Source organism: Macrococcus lamae (assembly GCF_004359545.1).
Taxonomy (GTDB): domain Bacteria; phylum Bacillota; class Bacilli; order Staphylococcales; family Staphylococcaceae; genus Macrococcus; species Macrococcus lamae.
On sequence record NZ_SCWB01000001.1, the window covers coordinates 1 to 16,475 of the forward strand.

The following is a 16,475-nucleotide window of genomic DNA, read 5'->3' on the forward strand; positions in this document are numbered from 1 at the left end:
GGCGAACTTCCTGGTGCCAGACCAGGAAGTAGCCAGTAATAACTACGACTGCAAATCGATATTTTTTATTTTTCGAAGAAAAAGAAAAGACAAACCCATTTTCAAAATGAGTTTGTCTACAGTCTGAAGCCGTGAATGTTATTCACGGCTTTTTATTATGCAAATTTTTAATCCGATAAAAACGGAAATGCCTAAATTAATAAGCATTTCCGTTTTAAAAATATTATAGTTAATGAAAAACTAAAAAATCATATTCAGCAGTAATGTCAGTAAAATAGATAATACGATTGAAATAATGATTGAGAATAAACATCCTGTTGAACCGCCTGCATATCTGATCATCAGTTTACCTCCTTATATCTTCATAATTATTACATAGCCTGCTTACATCTTTCTAAACAAATTTGATACAATATTTATTAAAGGAAGTGACCGGATGGTTCAAGTACTGTTAATTGTTTCTGCTCTTTTAGCGGGATTTATTCTAATGAAAGTTGGCATGATATTGCCATGGTTGTTCGGACCTATTATCGCTGCTGTACTATTTAGCAAAGTTTCAAATAAGAAGGCGACATGGCCACATGTACTCGGTGACGCTGGTCTGTTTATTCTGGGCGCTCAGATCGGTGCAACGTTTACGAATGAAGTAGTAATGGATATCAAGAATGATATTTTAAATATTATTATTCTCAATATAATGATCCTGCTGGCTGCTGTTGCGCTGTCACTGCTATTTGCAAGAATCGTGGACTGTTCGTTTGAAACAGCGCTGCTCAGTTCAATACCCGGCGCACTCAGTCAGATGATCGTGATGGCCGAGGAAAATGAAAAAGCCAGTTTACTGGTAGTGACATTATCGCAGACATCGAGATTATTATTTGTCATCATGATTGTTCCGTTGATCAGTTCACTGCATCATTCAGGTAGTTCAAGTCACCCGGTTCATCGGCAGCCTGTTATTTTTGAGGCTCTAGAAATATGGACTATCATCGGTCTAATCATCGCGATGCTGCTTGTCTGCTGGCTCATGACTAAAATCCATCTTCCTGTACCGCAGCTGCTTGCGCCCATTCTAGTCATTATCATCTGGAATTTAATAACAGATGTGACATTTTCAACACCTTATTTTCTTATCGCCATCGCTCAAGTAATGTTTGGTGTGAGGATTGGTCTGCAGATGTACAGTCTGTCCAGTCAATTATCGAAACGTCTGTTTATCGGGATTCTTATACAGAACATGATGCTGATTTTTGTGACACTACTGATTGTCATTCTTTTTACATGGATAACCGTACATCCATTCAATGATTTATTTTTAAGTGCGGCGCCTGGGGGGATGGCGCAGATTATAATAGTCGGTCTTGAAACAAGAGCGAATGTTGCCATGATATCGAGCTATCATATTTTCAGGATTTTCTTTATTCTTCTTATAGTGGCGCCTTTTGTCCAATATATCTTAAAGGCAAGACAGATTGACAAGTCTATTTGAATCGGCTACTATTAAATCATATTCATATGTTGAACGGGAAGAGTAAATCAATGAATACTTCTAGAGAGTACAGGGCTGGTGAAACTGTACAGTGTCTTTGATTGAAGGTAGCCCGCAAGGATCTTCTGCTGAACTGATAGTAGGTAGAAGCGTGAAAGAGCGTTAATCTGATTGAGTGCAGCTTCGGCTGAATTTAGGTGGTACCACGAGATTAATCCCGTCCTATTGTTATAGGACGGGATTTTTTTATAGTTATTCGCTATATTTGATGATTTTTAATTAAAATTTTATATACAGGAGGACACTTATGGACACAAAATATAATCCTAAACTAGTTGAAGAGGGACGATATGAAAAATGGGTAGATAAAGAATTGTTTAAAGCAGAAAGCGGCTCACAGAAAAAGCCATTTACTATTGTTATACCACCGCCGAATGTAACGGGTAAGTTACATATCGGTCATGCTTGGGATACGACACTTCAGGATATTATCATTCGAATGAAACGAATGCAGGGATATAATGCACTGTATCTTCCTGGAATGGACCATGCAGGTATTGCAACACAGGCAAAAGTTGAGGCTAAATTACGTGAAGATGGCATCTCGCGTCATGATATCGGCCGTGAAAAGTTTCTAGAGCATACGATGGAATGGAAAGAAGAATATGCCGGATTTATTCGTGAGCAGTGGGCAAAGCTTGGTCTTGGACTGGATTATTCCAGAGAGCGTTTTACGTTGGATGAAGGCTTGTCTGAAGCTGTGCGGGAAGTTTTTGTGAAGATGTATGAAAAAGGGCTGATTTACCGTGGTGAGCGTATTATCAACTGGGATCCTGCAGCACGTACAGCTCTCAGTGATATTGAAGTTATTCATGAGGAGATAGAAGGCGCTTTTTATCATATTAATTATCCTCTCGCGGACGGCAGTGGATTTATTGAAATAGCAACGACTCGTCCTGAAACATTGCTCGGTGATACGGCAGTTGTCGTGCACCCTGAGGATGAACGCTATCAGGAGATGATCGGTAAAACTGTAATCCTGCCTATAATGGGTCGAGAAATTCCAGTACTCGGTGATGACTATGTTGAAAAGGACTTCGGAACAGGCGCGATGAAAGTCACACCTGCCCATGATCCGAATGACTTTGAAATCGGTAATCGTCATCAACTGGAACGCATCAATATAATGAATGAAGATGGTACAATGAATGAGCTTGCTGGAAAATATCAAGGGATGAATCGTTTTGACTGCCGCAAGCAGCTGATTAAAGACTTGAAGTCGACCGGAGAATTAGTAAAAGTGGAGAAACATATTCATCAAGTCGGACATAGTGAACGAAGCGGTGCAGTTGTTGAACCTTACTTGTCCACACAGTGGTTCGTTAAGATGGCACCGCTTGCCGATCAGGCACTGGCGAATCAGCAGTCAGATGACCGTATTGATTTTATTCCACCACGATTTGAAGGTACATTTAACCGCTGGATGGAAGGCATTCATGACTGGTGTATTTCCCGTCAATTGTGGTGGGGACATCAGATTCCTGCATGGTATCATAAGGAAACGGGTGAACTGTATGTCGGTAAAACTGCTCCAGCTGACATTGACAACTGGAGACAGGACGATGACGTTCTGGATACGTGGTTCTCAAGTGCATTATGGCCATTCTCAACGCTCGGCTGGCCGGATGTTGATGCAGCTGATTTCAAAGAGTTCTATCCGACTAATGTACTGGTAACGGGTTATGACATCATCTTCTTCTGGGTTGCCCGGATGATTTTCCAGGGAATTGAATTCACAGACCGACGTCCGTTTGATAACGTGCTGATTCACGGACTTGTACGAGCAGAAGATGGCCGTAAAATGAGTAAATCTCTTGGAAACGGTGTCGACCCGATGGATATCATAGATGAATATGGTGCCGATGCTCTACGTTACTTCCTTGCTACAGGTTCTACACCAGGTCAGGATCTACGCTATTCCACTGAAAAAGTACAAGCTACGTGGAATTTCATCAACAAGATCTGGAATGCATCTCGTTTCAGTCTGATGAATATTGGAGATAATTTCAAAGCGTCGGATATAACTTTAGACGGAAAGAAATCTGTCGCTGACAAGTGGATTTTAACACGTCTGAATGAAACCATTGAAGAAGTGACCCGTCTTGCTGAACGTTATGAATTCGGAGAAGTAGGACGCAGCCTCTATAACTTTATATGGGATGACTTCTGTGACTGGTATATTGAAATGAGTAAGATTCCAATGAATGGAGACGACGAGGAAGCAAAACAGTCGACCCGCTCTATTCTTGCCTATACACTTGATCAGATCATGCGTATGCTGCACCCATTTATGCCGTTTGTGACTGAGTCTATCTGGCAGAACCTGCCGCACGTCGGCGATTCCATTGTTACCGCATCATGGCCGGTCGTGAGAGCAGAGTTGTCTGACGAGTCATCTAAGCAGGAGATGGAACAGCTGATGGAGATTATCCGTGCGGTACGTACAGCACGTAATGAAGTGAACACACCAATGTCCCGTGAAATTCCGATGACTATCAAGACGAACAATAAAGACGTAACAGACAAGCTTGAACGCAACAGATTCTTTCTTGAGCGATTCTGTAATCCATCTGAACTGATCATAGCACTTAACCCTGAAGTAACAGAAAAAGCAATGACACTCCCTGTAACAGGCGGCGAAGTGATTCTGCCGCTCGAAGGTCTGATTGATATGGATAAAGAACGAGCACGTCTGACAAAAGAACTGGAAAAATGGCAGGATGAGCTTGACCGAGTCAATAAAAAGCTTGCCAACGAAAGATTTGTATCTAAAGCACCTGAAAAAGTCATCAATGAAGAAAAGGAAAAGCAGCTCACTTATACAGAGCGCTATAACGCAGTGAAAGAACGTTTAGCACAATTAAAGTAGAGGCGAATTTATGAACTATTTAGAAAGCTTATATTGGATACATGAACGGACGAAGTTTGGAATTAAACCTGGAATTAAACGAATGCAGTGGATGCTCGAGCGACTCGGCAGTCCAGAAAAGCATATTAATGGTATCCATGTCGTCGGAACAAATGGCAAGGGATCAACGGTCAGTTATTTAAAAAATGCATTGATGGCTAATGACTACACGATAGGCACCTTTACATCACCTTATATTGAGACATTCAATGAACGTATTAGTTTGAATGGTCAACCTATAACGGATGAAGAAATTGTGCTTCTTGTTGAGAAAGTCAAACCAATCAGTGAACAGCTGACTGTAGAAACTGACTTAGGACCAGCAACTGAATTTGAAATCATTACTTTGATGATGTTTGTCTATTTTGGTCAAGTTCAGCCTGTGGATTTTGTAGTTGTAGAAGCAGGACTCGGTGCTAAGAACGATTCAACCAATGTTTTTATGCCGATAATGACTGTTCTGACCAGTATTGGTCTTGACCATACAAATATTATGGGTGACACTTATCTTGATATAGCGAAAGAAAAAGCAGGGGTCGTAAGACCTGGAGTACCGCTTATCTATGCGATTAAAAATGAGGAAGCCCGTCATTATGTCTTAAGTCAGACTGAGCACTATCACGCTAAAGCAATCGAATTCAGCCGGGATTTTCATGTCATTCCTTTTGATGGTGAGTTTACTTATCGTTATAAGGATTATGAACTGGAGCACATCGGTCTTAAGATGATCGGACATCACCAGCAGGAGAATGCAGCTGTTGCGATTACGACTTTGATCGAAATGTATGAACGCGGTATCATTATGCTCGACTTCAATAAAATGATTCATGCGATAGAAGAAACTACCTGGACCGGGCGCATCGAGAAAATTCAGGAGAATCCAACGATTATTCTTGACGGGGCGCACAATAAGGAATCGATTGATGCGCTTGTCGAAACACTGAATGCCTACTATCCTAACCGACGTATCGACGTCCTGTTTTCTGCAATTGACGGCAAACCTATCGGTAGTATGATGATGGCACTGGAAGATATAGCAGCAACGTTTTATGTGACAGAATTTGATTTTCCTAAAGCATTACCTGTTGATACTATCTACGAAAACGTTGAACATGAACGTGTGGAAAAAGTGGAAGACTATGGAGCTTTTATTAAATCCTATGATGGAGATATGCTGCTGGTAACTGGAAGTCTGTATTTCATCAGTGCCGTAAAAGATTATTTGAAAAAACATTAGAATTTATTTAACTATTCAGAAAATAGGGAACCCTCTTAAAAAAGGGGGTTTTTATAATGGAGAAAAAAATCAGAATGCCGCATACGTATGCACTGTTGCTGTTCTTGGTTGCTGCTGCCTGTTTGATGACATACATTATTCCTGCGGGCACTTTTGACAGAAAAGAAGTGGATGGTCGGACAGAAGTAGTCAATCAATCGTATCACCAGGTTAGCCAGACACCTGTTTCACCTATAGAAGTGTTTAGAGCAGTTCCAGATGGTATGATAGCGGGAGCAGAAATCATCTTCTACATATTCCTAGTAGGTGGTGCTTTTGGTATTATTCATAGAACCAATGCAATCAATGCTGGCGTCAATTCAATGATGAGAAAGGCGGGGAGGTATGGGAAGTGGCTGATTCCTCTTACAATGATACTGTTCAGTATTTTAGGTTTTACCATTGGTATGAGTGAAGAAGCAATTGTTTTTGTTCCAATAGGAATTGCACTTGCTGCAGCACTTGGTTATGACGCGATAGTAGGAGCAGCGATGGTAGCTCTTGGTGCAGGTATTGGTTTTCTGGGAGGTATGCTGAATCCGTTTACGGTAGGAGTTGCCCAGAAAATTGCAGAAATCCCCTTATTCTCAGGGTGGCTGTTCAGAACAATTGTTTACTTGCTGGTACTGCTCAGCGGTATTATTTATGTCATGTGGTATGCAGAACGAGTGAGAAAAAATCCCGAAAAAAGTATCGTGAATGATATCGACATCATTGAGCGGAGAACTCTCTCTGATGAAGTCGCTGAAGATGAGATTCAACCTTTTAATCAGCGTCATGCATGGATACTGTTATTGCTGCTGCTGACAGTCATCATAAACGTCTATGGTATTTTCAAATATGAATGGTTTCTCGTACAGATGAGTGCGAACTTTCTGATACTGGGCATCGTTGCCGGTCTGATAGGAGGACTGGGACTGAACGGAACTTTTGATGCCATGATTGAAGGTATGAAGGATATTCTTTATGGAGCCCTCATCGTCGGATTTGCCCGTGCTATTGTCGTTGTGCTTGAAGCAGGTAAAATCATAGATACAATCGTCTATTATATGACTGATTTCATCGATCACCTGCCGGCTGCATTCTCGGTCGTCGCCATGTTTTTCACACAGCTTATTCTCAATTTTTTTATTCCATCGGGTTCCGGTCAGGCGATGACCACTATGCCTATCATGGTACCGATAGCCGATCTGCTTGATATTAACAGACAGCTTGCTGTACTTGCTTTTCAGTACGGAGATGCTATCAGCAATAATATTATTCCGACATCAGCTTCACTCATGGGGCTGTTAGCTGTAGCAGGCATTCCTTATACAAAATGGCTGAAGTTTGTCTGGAAAATATCTCTAATTTGGGTCGTGATCTGTCTCGGCAGTATGATCGTCTATTTATATATCACCTAATTAAAAATTCTCATAATGAACTGCAATGACATCACTGTCGCTGCAGTTTTATTTTATTATAAATTCAAAACATGCTTATTTTAACGAAAAGCAGTGAAATGATTGCAGAAAACAATGAATCATAACTTTTTCATCAGAATCTGCAGTGAACCATACGCATTTCATCATTTTCTGCGTTTTTACGTATCGATAAAATTGATTTATAGTTAAGTCATCAATAGTTGAGGTGATGATATGTGGGCTATAATTGTCGGCAGTATGATGGGATCGTTCATGTTATGTGTGCTATATGCTGAAGATACTTTACTCCGGCGCTCTCAATGTGATCATTGTGGAAAATTTCTAACCTGGCATGAGCTGATTCCAGTTGTCAGCTTTATTCTTCAAAAGGGTAAATGTCGATCATGCGGTCAGCCTATACCTGGCAATCACATCATTACTGAGCTGCTGTTCGCGTTGTTATTTCTGCTGTTTACTGTTCATATTGACGATATGACCGGCAATCGTATACTGCTCATCTGTTTTTTAGTTCCACTTGCAATATATGATACTCATCACTTTCGTATACCGAACCACATGACGGTTCTCTTCTTTCTGCTGCTGCTGATCTTTAACTTTGATCAGCTGTTCAACTTCAGCCATCTGTTATACTCCAGTGTATTGATTCTACTGCTTCATCTGTTTTATTTTCTAACTAAGGGTATTGGCTACGGCGATATCAAATTGTTAGCTGTGATGTCGTTGTTTTTGCCCTGGCAGTATTTCATTCTTATCTTTATGTTGAGTTATATTATCGGCGGTATCGCAGCAATCATTTTTCTGTTCTATAAGAATCAACTGAAGAAGATACCACTCGTTCCTTTTATTACAACGAGCACGATCATTGTTCTCATTTACTACGATGAATTACATTCTATTTACTTTGGAGGATTTATAAATTAATGTTGACGATGATAGAACATGATAAACCGCGTGAACGCTTGATGACTTATGGACCGGAACAGCTGACAAATCAAGAGCTGCTGGCCATTATTATCAATACCGGAACTAAAGATGAAACGGTGCTGGAAGTTGCCAATAAAATATTGAATCTTGTCGGCAATGTCAGAGATTTAAGATATTTGACGCTGCAGGAGCTGAGAGACATTAAAGGCATCGGTGAAAAGAAGGCGGTCACTATGCTTGCCATGATTGAACTGGCGGTACGCATGCATACGCATTCTCTGGAAGATAAAATCCGCATAAAGTCACCTCAATGTGTAGCAGATTTATTAATGGAACGGCTAAGGTATTATACTCAGGAACATTTTATCGCTCTCTATTTAAATACGAAGAATGTTGTCATTCATGAACAAGTAATCTTCAAAGGGTCATTGAATGCTTCAATTGTTCATCCGAGAGAAGTTTTCAGAGAAGCGGTGAAACGTTCTGCTGCCAATATCATCGTGGTTCATAATCATCCCAGTGGAGATCCAACACCTTCTGTTGAAGATATCGAAGCAACTAAGCGTCTGATGAACTGTGGAACGATGTTCGGCATTGAACTGCTGGATCATATTATTATCGGCAACGGTACATTTGTCAGTATTAAGGAAAAAGGACTACTTTAATTTATGTGTCATGTGCCGGACTTTCCTTTATAATCAAGGAGAGGTGAACACATGGATATTTTTGCGATTGTCTTCCTGCTGCTGCTGATTGCGCCGATGGTTTATATGTACAGCATGCTGAACAGAGAGCCTGTTATTTTAAGAAAGCATTTTATCAGGACATTTATCATAGCCTTTATCGGTATGAGTCTGTTTCCGCTCATCTTTTTCACATTGATGGAAAATACATATCAAGGCAGTATAGTGATTGTCATATTCAGCACACTTGCTGCTGGGTTAGTATGGAGCTTGATCTGTCTCGGATTTCTCTATGTAATGAAGAAGTGGCTGAAAAAATAATTGTTCGGAAAACGAATATTTTGATTGCCAAAGTCTATTTTTTGAATTATGATAATATTGAAAATTAAGAAAAGGAGGATAAAGCAATGAAAAACTATCAGGAACAGCAACGTATTGTATTTTCATATCATCCTCCTCAGTGGTCTATTTAATAGCTCATGGGAGGAGTCTAACTCCTTACGTTTAAAGCGCATGCTTTCCATCAGGGAGGTGTGCGCTTTTTTTGCGTTTAGGACAACAGGATTGAACAGAGAAGGAGTGAAGTTATGTTTTCAGTATTATTTAAATTAGGCTGGTTTTTTAAACAGGAGAAGAAAAGATATATCATTGCAGTCGTCCTTCTGCTGGTGGCTAATGTAACTGAAATTTTGCCGCCGTGGATTATCGGTAAAACGATTGATTACATTAATTCTGAGGAACTGACACAGAAACTGCTGACAGAAATTCTTGTCTTTTTTGTCGTATTGACTGTGATCGGCTATGGCATCCATTATTTCTGGCGCTATTTATTGTTTAATGGTTCACAGCTGCTTGAGAGTCTGATGCGTCGTAAACTGATGGCGAAATTTCTGACGATGAGTCCGAGTTTCTATGAAAAGAACCGTACGGGAGATTTAATGGCTCGTGCGACCAATGATTTGTCCGCCATCAGACAGACCGTTGGTTTTGGTATTTTGACATTGATAGATAGTACGACATTTATGGCTACAATTATTCTTATGATGGGTTTCACAATATCATGGAAACTGACATTCTTTGCACTATTACCGCTGCCGTTTTTAGCTATTATTGAGCAGCGGCTCGGTAAATTGATTCACGAACGTTACACAGTCAGTCAAGATGCATTTGGGGACATGAACGATGATGTACTGGAATCCATAGAAGGCATTCGTGTGACCCGTGCCTTTGCCCAGGAAGAGAATTTAAATCACAAGTTTTTTGCAATGACAACAGACGTCGTGAACAAATTCATGCATGTTGAACGGCTGGATGCTTTGTTCAAGCCATTGACCATCATCGTCACGATGCTGAGTTTTATCATTGCACTCGGCTATGGCAGTTTTTTAGTCAATCAAGGAGAGATGACTATCGGGGGGCTGATAACGTTCAATGTTTATCTAAATATGCTGGTCTGGCCGATGTTTGCCATTGGACTATTATTTAATATCATGCAGCGTGGAAATGCCTCTCTTGACCGGGTCATGGAAGTGATGGATGAGGTAGATGTACTGCAGGACCCTGTCGAGTCTGTTGTGCCGGATGGACATCAAGTTGCATTTCAGAACGTTGATTTTCAGTATCCGCTCAGTGAGTCAGTGAACTTGAAAGCGGTCGATATTGAACTTAAAGCTGGTCAGACATTAGGTACCGTTGGTCCGACTGGTAGTGGTAAGACAACGCTGATCAAGCAGATTTTGAAGGAGTATCCAGTCGGACAAGGAAACATTTCTCTCGGCGGTCATGTGATCCAGCAGATGACGAAGCAGGACGTACGTAATAAAATCGGTTATGTCTCGCAAGAAAATATTTTATTTTCTAGAACAGTGAAAGAAAATATTAAGTTCGGCAGACCTGATGCAACAGATGAAGAAATTGCATATGCGATTCATCTGGCGAACTTTACAGAAGATGTCAAACACTTGCCGCAAGGTCTTGAAACATTAGTCGGCGAAAAAGGAATAGCAATTTCAGGTGGTCAGAAGCAGCGAATATCCATTGCACGGGCGATGATTAAAGATCCTGAAATCTTAATACTCGATGATTCATTATCTGCTGTCGATGCGAAGACAGAAACAGCAATCATCGATAATATTCAGCAGTCGAGACGCGGTAAGACAACCATTATTGCTGCTCATAGACTGTCTGCGGTTCAGCATGCAGACCTCATTGTCGTCATGAGTCATGGCGAAATCATACAGCGGGGTAGACATGATCAGCTGCTGCAGGCGGGCGGCTGGTATCAGGAGCAGTTTGACCGTCAGCAACTGGGAGAGGAGGAGCAGTAATGTCAGTCACTAGACGATTAATTAATGAAGCAATGCAATATAAGCGAATGTTTATCATCGGGTTTATCATCCTGATTCTAGCAGTGCTTGCTGAACTGGCCGGGCCGATCATTGCTATGAGAATTATCGACGACCATGTAAGAACCGCCCGATCAGGCGTAATCGATATGGAGCCAATCTATATATTGCTTGCGTTATATGCGGCAATCGCCGTCGTCAATGCAGTACTTAGTTATTATCAGACAATTTATTTTCAGAACGCTGGTTCTAACGTTATTAAAAATTTAAGAAATAATTTATTCGTTCATATGCAGCGTCTGCCTATCAAATATTTTGATAATCTGCCTGCTGGGAAAGTTGTTGCACGAATCACAAATGATACACAGACGATTCTTGAATTATTTACCGTGATGGTCCCGACCTATATTTCCGGGATTGTCAATATTCTAGGAATTATCATTGCTATCTTCTTCTTCAACTGGAAGATCGGTCTTACAGCTCTCGTTGTTGTCCCGCTGCTGTTCTGCTGGCTGACATTCTATCGTAAGTTGTCTGATCAGTATAATCATGTGACCCGGGAGAAGAACAGTGACATGAACGCCATGCTGAATGAATCAATCAACGGGATGACGATTATTCAAGCGTTCAACCAGGAACAGAAAATTCAAGATGAGTTCAATGAATTGAATACAACATATTTACAGAACTACTCAAGAATTATTCAGCTTGACTCATTGACTAGTCACAATTTAATGGGAACAATCCGTGCGCTTATATTTGCTGTGATGATCTATGTGTTCGGTTCTACTTTCTTAAGTGGTTCGGATGCAATGACAGTCGGTATGATGTATGTGCTTGTGGATTATTTGACTAGATTGTTCAATCCGATGTTCAATATGGTGAATAACTTAAGTGTGCTGGAACAAGCGAGAGTATCCGCTAATCGTGTCTATGAGATGATGGATGAGAATCCAGAAGTCATGGAAGACAAAGTGATGATACCTGCACAGGGAAAAGTAGATTTCAAAGATGTTTCTTTTGCCTATAAGGATGATCAGTATGTGCTGAAAAACATCAATATTGAAGCAAGACGCGGGGAAACCATTGCTCTTGTCGGTCACACTGGGTCTGGTAAAAGCTCTATTATGAACTTACTGTTCCGATTTTATGATCCATCACATGGACAGATCCTCATCGACGGGGTGGATTCCAAAACAGTGACAAAACAATCACTGCGACAATCAATGGGTATTGTGCTGCAGGATCCGTATTTGTATAGTGGAACGATTCTTAGCAATATTACATTGAATGATCCTGCCATTACACGTGACCGTGCGGTTGCTGCTCTGGAAGCAGTCGGTGGTGACCGGGTTATTCATGGCCTGGAGCTTGGTATCGATACACCCGTTGTGGAAAAAGGCAGCACATTATCAAGCGGTCAGCGTCAGCTGATTTCATTTGCCCGTGCGCTGGCATTTGACCCTGCAATATTGATTCTTGATGAAGCGACTGCAAGTATTGATTCTGAGACAGAGGAAATTATTCAGAATGCTATGGATGTACTGAAACAGGGTAGAACAACATTCATCATTGCGCACCGATTATCGACGATAAAGAATGCGGACAAAATTATCGTCCTTGATAAAGGCGAGATTATTGAGTCTGGAGACCATGCAGCACTCATCCGCCATAATGGACAGTATGCTAAAATGTATCGTCTGCAGTCGGCAGGAAGTCAGTAAACAAGGTGGTTAAAAGTACAATGAACGCTGTAGAGATCAGACCGATGACACGTCAACTTGCAGAAGAGATTGCTGTATGGGATTTTGGTGAAAACTATCGGTTCTATAATATCGAAGGTGACCCGTTTGTCATAGAGGAATTTCAGAACGGTCACTACTATGCTGTATTCTGTAATGAATCATTAGCTGCGTTCTTCTGCGATGGAGAAACAGCTACAGTGGATGCTCCGTATGATGACATTCATAACTGCATCGATATAGGTCTTGCGCTGCGCCCCGATATGACATCACAAGGTTATGGCAGTCAGTTAATAGCACTTATTTTGGAATTTTATCAGCAGTTGTATTTAGTGGAGTATTTCCGGCTGACTGTTGCTGCTATTAACCAACGTGCTGTCAAATTATATGAAAGTACTGGATTCCGGCAGGTGAAACAGTTTGAAGTCGTTGAAGGGAACGAAAAAATGTTATTTTATGTGATGATGATGGAAGTTCCTTCTTAGGACCGATGTCACCTCAATAATTATCATCTATAGTAGCAATAGAGGTGAAAAGATGATATTTTTATTCCGGCTGGCAATTAGATTAATACGTACTGTGATATTAATTGCTCTTATAGCAGCAATTATTATAGTTATAATGTTTAAAGGTGATATACCAGGGATTGAGCTGTTTGGCAGTGAGAAAACAGAACAGTCAGCAATTGTGCCGCAAAATGGAACTACCTATTCACTTGAGAATAATGAATTATTTAAAAATATTCCTCTGACACAAGTGAAAAATGTATTTAACTTTATGGATAAGCAGGAGTTTATGGACGTTTCCGGCTTGACACGGCTGGGATATAACGATGACTACTTGATTGGTCAGCGAGGTTCTGATTTTTTACTGTACCGTTTTGGTGATAAAAATATTACGATGTTTAAATCAGAACAGGACCTGCAGAATCAATTGCAGCAAATAGGTCAGAAAATGAGTTTACAGGAAAAATCAGCATATTAATGGTATATTAAAAATAATTATCTTCGGATAATTATTTTTTTGTTAAGGAGCATATATGAGAGCTTTATTTCTTGTAACACTGGCTATTTTCTCGCTGGCAAGTTGTCAGCAACATCACAGCTATAAGAATTTCAATGAAAAAATGTCATATAAGAAGTTGGAACAAGTCGATTTGACTCATCTAATAGTAGATAGAATGACGCTGGAAGAAAAAATTTATCAGTCATTGATCATCGGGTTTGATGGTACCGTGATGACACCGGAACTTACTGATCTGACACATCATCAATTAGGAGGTGTTATCTTATTCAAAAGAAATATTCAAAGTGCAGATCAAGTGATGACATTGAATCACGCTATCTATTCCTCGCAGCAGGAAATTCCACTTTTTATTGGGGTCGATCAGGAAGGTGGACGAGTTAATCGTCTGCCTGCAGAACTGGGTAATACTGAATCTGCTTTTTACTTATCCAGCCTTGGTGATCAAAATATTGTCTATCAGCGTGGTCGATGGATTGGTGACACTCTAAAAGCATTGCATTTCAATCTCGATTTTTCAACAGTACTGGATATCCGCACAAATCCCGCAAACACTGTAATCGGTGACAGAAGCTTCGGTACAACACCGGACCAGGTAACGACAATGGCAGGCGCATTCAACAGAGGAATTATGGATGCAGGAATTGTCACGAGCGGCAAACATTTTCCAGGGCATGGAGATACATTTGCAGATTCTCATCAGTCACTTCCTATCAATACATATGACATGGACCGGTTGAAGAATGTGGAGCTAAAACCATTTAATGCGCTGAAAGATGAACTGGATATGATTATGGTGTCACATATTCAGATGCAGCAGCTGGATAATGCACCGAGTTCATTATCAAAGGCAGTTGTGACTGATCTTCTGAGAAAAGATATAGGTTATAACGGTGTGATTATTACGGACGATATGGCAATGGGTGCAATTACCAGTCACTATAACCAGATAGATGCCGTAAAACAAGCGTTCAAAGCGGGAAATACTATGGTTCTCATCGGTTCTGACACAGGGAATATTCCATATTTAGTCAAGCAGATTGAACAAGAAGTAGCGAGCAGTCAGCTGAGTGAAAAGAAACTCAATGAAAATGTCGAAAAAATTCTTCGATTAAAATCAAAATATGGTATTCTTTAACTACTAACGATTAAGATCAACGAGGTGTTCAGTTTGCCTAAATTCTACAGTCGGAACAAATTAGTATTTGTTCTTTTCGGACTGATTATTTTCATCATGCTTGTCGGTTTATCATTAAGAGAACGAACGACTTCGGTTCCTGAACAGATTGCAGGTGATTCCGCTGCACTAGGACAGCGCATTGTCTCTTATCCAGCATTATTTATCTCGCATAACTTAACCAATGTGGTCAATATGTGGGATGCAGTAGAAAACAACAGAAAACTCAAAGAAAAAATTAAAGGGTTCAGCCAGATTGAAGCGGATAACTATCGGCTTGAAAAAGAGAATAAAGAACTGCGGAATATGCTTAAAACAGATAGTATTGCAGAATATGATCCTGTAATAGCGACAATCATCGCCCGCAATCAGGATGAGTGGATGAATACATTCATTATCAATAAAGGCGAATCTTCAGCTATTAAAGAAAATATGGCTGTGATAACAAACGATGGTCTTATTGGCCGCATCAAAAAAGTGAATGCGTATTCCAGTCAAGTTGAACTGATATCATCGAGTGTAAAAGCAAGTAAAATCAGTGTATCTCTCCAGCAGGGAGGTAGTGAGATTTTTGGAATGATAGACCATTATGATGATAGCAAGAATCTGCTCGTACTGAGTGATATCGAAAATAATGTCAAGGTCAAAGTCGGTACAAAAGTCATTACAAGTGGCCTCGGCGGACAATTTCCGAAAGGTATTTTGATCGGTAAAGTCAAAAAAGTGGAAAATGATGAATTCGGTTTAAGTCAGATGGCGTATGTTGAAACAGCAGCGAACTTTAACGATATTACGCATGTGTACATAGCGAAGAAAAGTCCTACAGTCACTGAAGGAAGTGGCAGTTAATGCAGGTCGTTGTTATTCCGCTCATTGCCTTGCTGCTGTTTTATCTGGATACATTGATCAACACAATGATGCCTGTCACGCTGTTCGGTCAGGCGTTTTATTTTACGAGTCATCTGCTGCTCCTTTATCTATTGATGCTGACCGTCTATAAAAATCCGACGATCGCCTTGATTCTCGGCATATTCTTTGGTCTCTTGTCCGATGTCTATCTCGGCACGATTTATGGCATATATACTTTCAGCTATATCGTCTTCATTATAATGATGAATCAGCTGTTTAAAGTATTCTACAAGGACATTACTGTTATGATCGCTCTAATGTTTATGTTTGTCCTGTTATTTGAAAGTGTATTTTATATCATGTATTTAACACTGACTAATACAAAGATGAATATTTTCGTATTTTTAGGCACGCATGGTATTCCTTCAAGTCTGATGAACTTGCTGCTTATCGTCCTGATCTTCCCAGTTATTCTCAAAACATTGGAAAGAACTTATAAATAAAGTTGACTTCTCAAAATGCGGGTGCTATTATATTTAAGTTGAGTAGTTTATAGCTACATACAACCGCACGAC

Annotated in this window: 14 protein-coding genes and 2 other annotated features (1 of these 16 running past the window's edge); all 14 genes read left to right on the top strand. The window is 40.3% G+C overall.

The features are described 5' to 3' along the window. The first annotated feature begins 436 nt into the window (after window positions 1–436). Window positions 437–1,489 (top strand): AbrB family transcriptional regulator, encoded by a 1,053-nt coding sequence (locus tag ERX29_RS00005; protein ID WP_133442624.1) that lies wholly within the window; start codon window positions 437–439, stop codon window positions 1,487–1,489. Between the two features lie 20 nt (window positions 1,490–1,509). Next, window positions 1,510–1,717: a binding site (T-box leader), on the top strand. Window positions 1,718–1,796: 79 nt separating this feature from the next. Then, window positions 1,797–4,418, top strand: coding sequence for a valine--tRNA ligase (locus ERX29_RS00010; protein WP_133442625.1), 2,622 nt, complete (start codon window positions 1,797–1,799; stop codon window positions 4,416–4,418). Window positions 4,419–4,428: 10 nt separating this feature from the next. Beyond that, window positions 4,429–5,694 (top strand): bifunctional folylpolyglutamate synthase/dihydrofolate synthase, encoded by a 1,266-nt coding sequence (locus ERX29_RS00015; protein ID WP_133442626.1) that lies wholly within the window; start codon window positions 4,429–4,431, stop codon window positions 5,692–5,694. Window positions 5,695–5,750: 56 nt separating this feature from the next. Next, on the top strand, window positions 5,751–7,136 hold the full coding sequence (locus tag ERX29_RS00020; RefSeq protein ID WP_133442627.1) for a YfcC family protein: 1,386 nt from the start codon (window positions 5,751–5,753) through the stop codon (window positions 7,134–7,136). Window positions 7,137–7,370: 234 nt separating this feature from the next. Next, complete coding sequence (locus ERX29_RS00025; RefSeq protein ID WP_133442628.1) at window positions 7,371–8,078, top strand: prepilin peptidase; 708 nt, start codon at window positions 7,371–7,373, stop codon at window positions 8,076–8,078. Continuing rightward, window positions 8,078–8,746 carry a RadC family protein gene (radC, locus tag ERX29_RS00030; protein ID WP_133442629.1) on the top strand — a complete coding sequence of 223 codons (669 nt, stop codon included), beginning with the start codon at window positions 8,078–8,080 and terminating at the stop codon, window positions 8,744–8,746. Before ERX29_RS00025 ends, radC begins: the two co-directional genes overlap by 1 nt. A gap of 51 nt (window positions 8,747–8,797) precedes the next feature. Then, entirely contained in the window at window positions 8,798–9,085 is a 288-nt protein-coding gene (locus ERX29_RS00035) for a hypothetical protein (protein ID WP_133442630.1), read from the top strand. A 266-nt stretch (window positions 9,086–9,351) separates the two neighbouring features. Continuing rightward, the gene (locus ERX29_RS00040) at window positions 9,352–11,091 is read left to right on the top strand and encodes an ABC transporter ATP-binding protein (protein WP_133442631.1); all 1,740 of its coding nucleotides are present in this window, start codon (window positions 9,352–9,354) and stop codon (window positions 11,089–11,091) included. Then, a complete protein-coding gene (locus ERX29_RS00045; protein WP_133442632.1) occupies window positions 11,091–12,833 on the top strand; it encodes an ABC transporter ATP-binding protein in 1,743 nt (580 codons plus the stop codon). Before ERX29_RS00040 ends, ERX29_RS00045 begins: the two co-directional genes overlap by 1 nt. A gap of 20 nt (window positions 12,834–12,853) precedes the next feature. After that, window positions 12,854–13,336, top strand: a complete 483-nt coding sequence (locus ERX29_RS00050; RefSeq protein ID WP_133442633.1) for a GNAT family N-acetyltransferase — start codon at window positions 12,854–12,856, stop codon at window positions 13,334–13,336. Between the two features lie 136 nt (window positions 13,337–13,472). Beyond that, entirely contained in the window at window positions 13,473–13,835 is a 363-nt protein-coding gene (locus tag ERX29_RS00055; RefSeq protein WP_165981008.1) for a DUF4930 family protein, read from the top strand. Between the two features lie 55 nt (window positions 13,836–13,890). Further along, window positions 13,891–15,012, top strand: coding sequence for a beta-N-acetylhexosaminidase (nagZ, locus tag ERX29_RS00060; protein ID WP_133442635.1), 1,122 nt, complete (start codon window positions 13,891–13,893; stop codon window positions 15,010–15,012). Between the two features lie 33 nt (window positions 15,013–15,045). Continuing rightward, on the top strand, window positions 15,046–15,900 hold the full coding sequence (mreC, locus tag ERX29_RS00065; RefSeq protein ID WP_133442636.1) for a rod shape-determining protein MreC: 855 nt from the start codon (window positions 15,046–15,048) through the stop codon (window positions 15,898–15,900). Beyond that, complete coding sequence (mreD, locus tag ERX29_RS00070) at window positions 15,900–16,403, top strand: rod shape-determining protein MreD (RefSeq protein ID WP_133442637.1); 504 nt, start codon at window positions 15,900–15,902, stop codon at window positions 16,401–16,403. Before mreC ends, mreD begins: the two co-directional genes overlap by 1 nt. Window positions 16,404–16,454: 51 nt before the next feature. Beyond that, window positions 16,455–16,475: a sequence feature (ribosomal protein L21 leader region), on the top strand (it continues 51 nt past the right edge of the window).

Bases quoted from the DNA above. Each gene is read 5' to 3' on its own strand.
- ERX29_RS00005 (WP_133442624.1), top strand. From the start codon at position 437: ATGGTTCAAGTACTGTTAATTGTTTCTGCTCTTTTAGCGGGATTTATT.
- ERX29_RS00010 (WP_133442625.1), top strand. From the start codon at position 1,797: ATGGACACAAAATATAATCCTAAACTAGTTGAAGAGGGACGATATGAA.
- ERX29_RS00015 (WP_133442626.1), top strand. From the start codon at position 4,429: ATGAACTATTTAGAAAGCTTATATTGGATACATGAACGGACGAAGTTT.
- ERX29_RS00020 (WP_133442627.1), top strand. From the start codon at position 5,751: ATGGAGAAAAAAATCAGAATGCCGCATACGTATGCACTGTTGCTGTTC.
- ERX29_RS00025 (WP_133442628.1), top strand. From the start codon at position 7,371: ATGTGGGCTATAATTGTCGGCAGTATGATGGGATCGTTCATGTTATGT.
- radC (WP_133442629.1), top strand. From the start codon at position 8,078: ATGTTGACGATGATAGAACATGATAAACCGCGTGAACGCTTGATGACT.
- ERX29_RS00035 (WP_133442630.1), top strand. From the start codon at position 8,798: ATGGATATTTTTGCGATTGTCTTCCTGCTGCTGCTGATTGCGCCGATG.
- ERX29_RS00040 (WP_133442631.1), top strand. From the start codon at position 9,352: ATGTTTTCAGTATTATTTAAATTAGGCTGGTTTTTTAAACAGGAGAAG.
- ERX29_RS00045 (WP_133442632.1), top strand. From the start codon at position 11,091: ATGTCAGTCACTAGACGATTAATTAATGAAGCAATGCAATATAAGCGA.
- ERX29_RS00050 (WP_133442633.1), top strand. From the start codon at position 12,854: ATGAACGCTGTAGAGATCAGACCGATGACACGTCAACTTGCAGAAGAG.
- ERX29_RS00055 (WP_165981008.1), top strand. From the start codon at position 13,473: ATGTTTAAAGGTGATATACCAGGGATTGAGCTGTTTGGCAGTGAGAAA.
- nagZ (WP_133442635.1), top strand. From the start codon at position 13,891: ATGAGAGCTTTATTTCTTGTAACACTGGCTATTTTCTCGCTGGCAAGT.
- mreD (WP_133442637.1), top strand. From the start codon at position 15,900: ATGCAGGTCGTTGTTATTCCGCTCATTGCCTTGCTGCTGTTTTATCTG.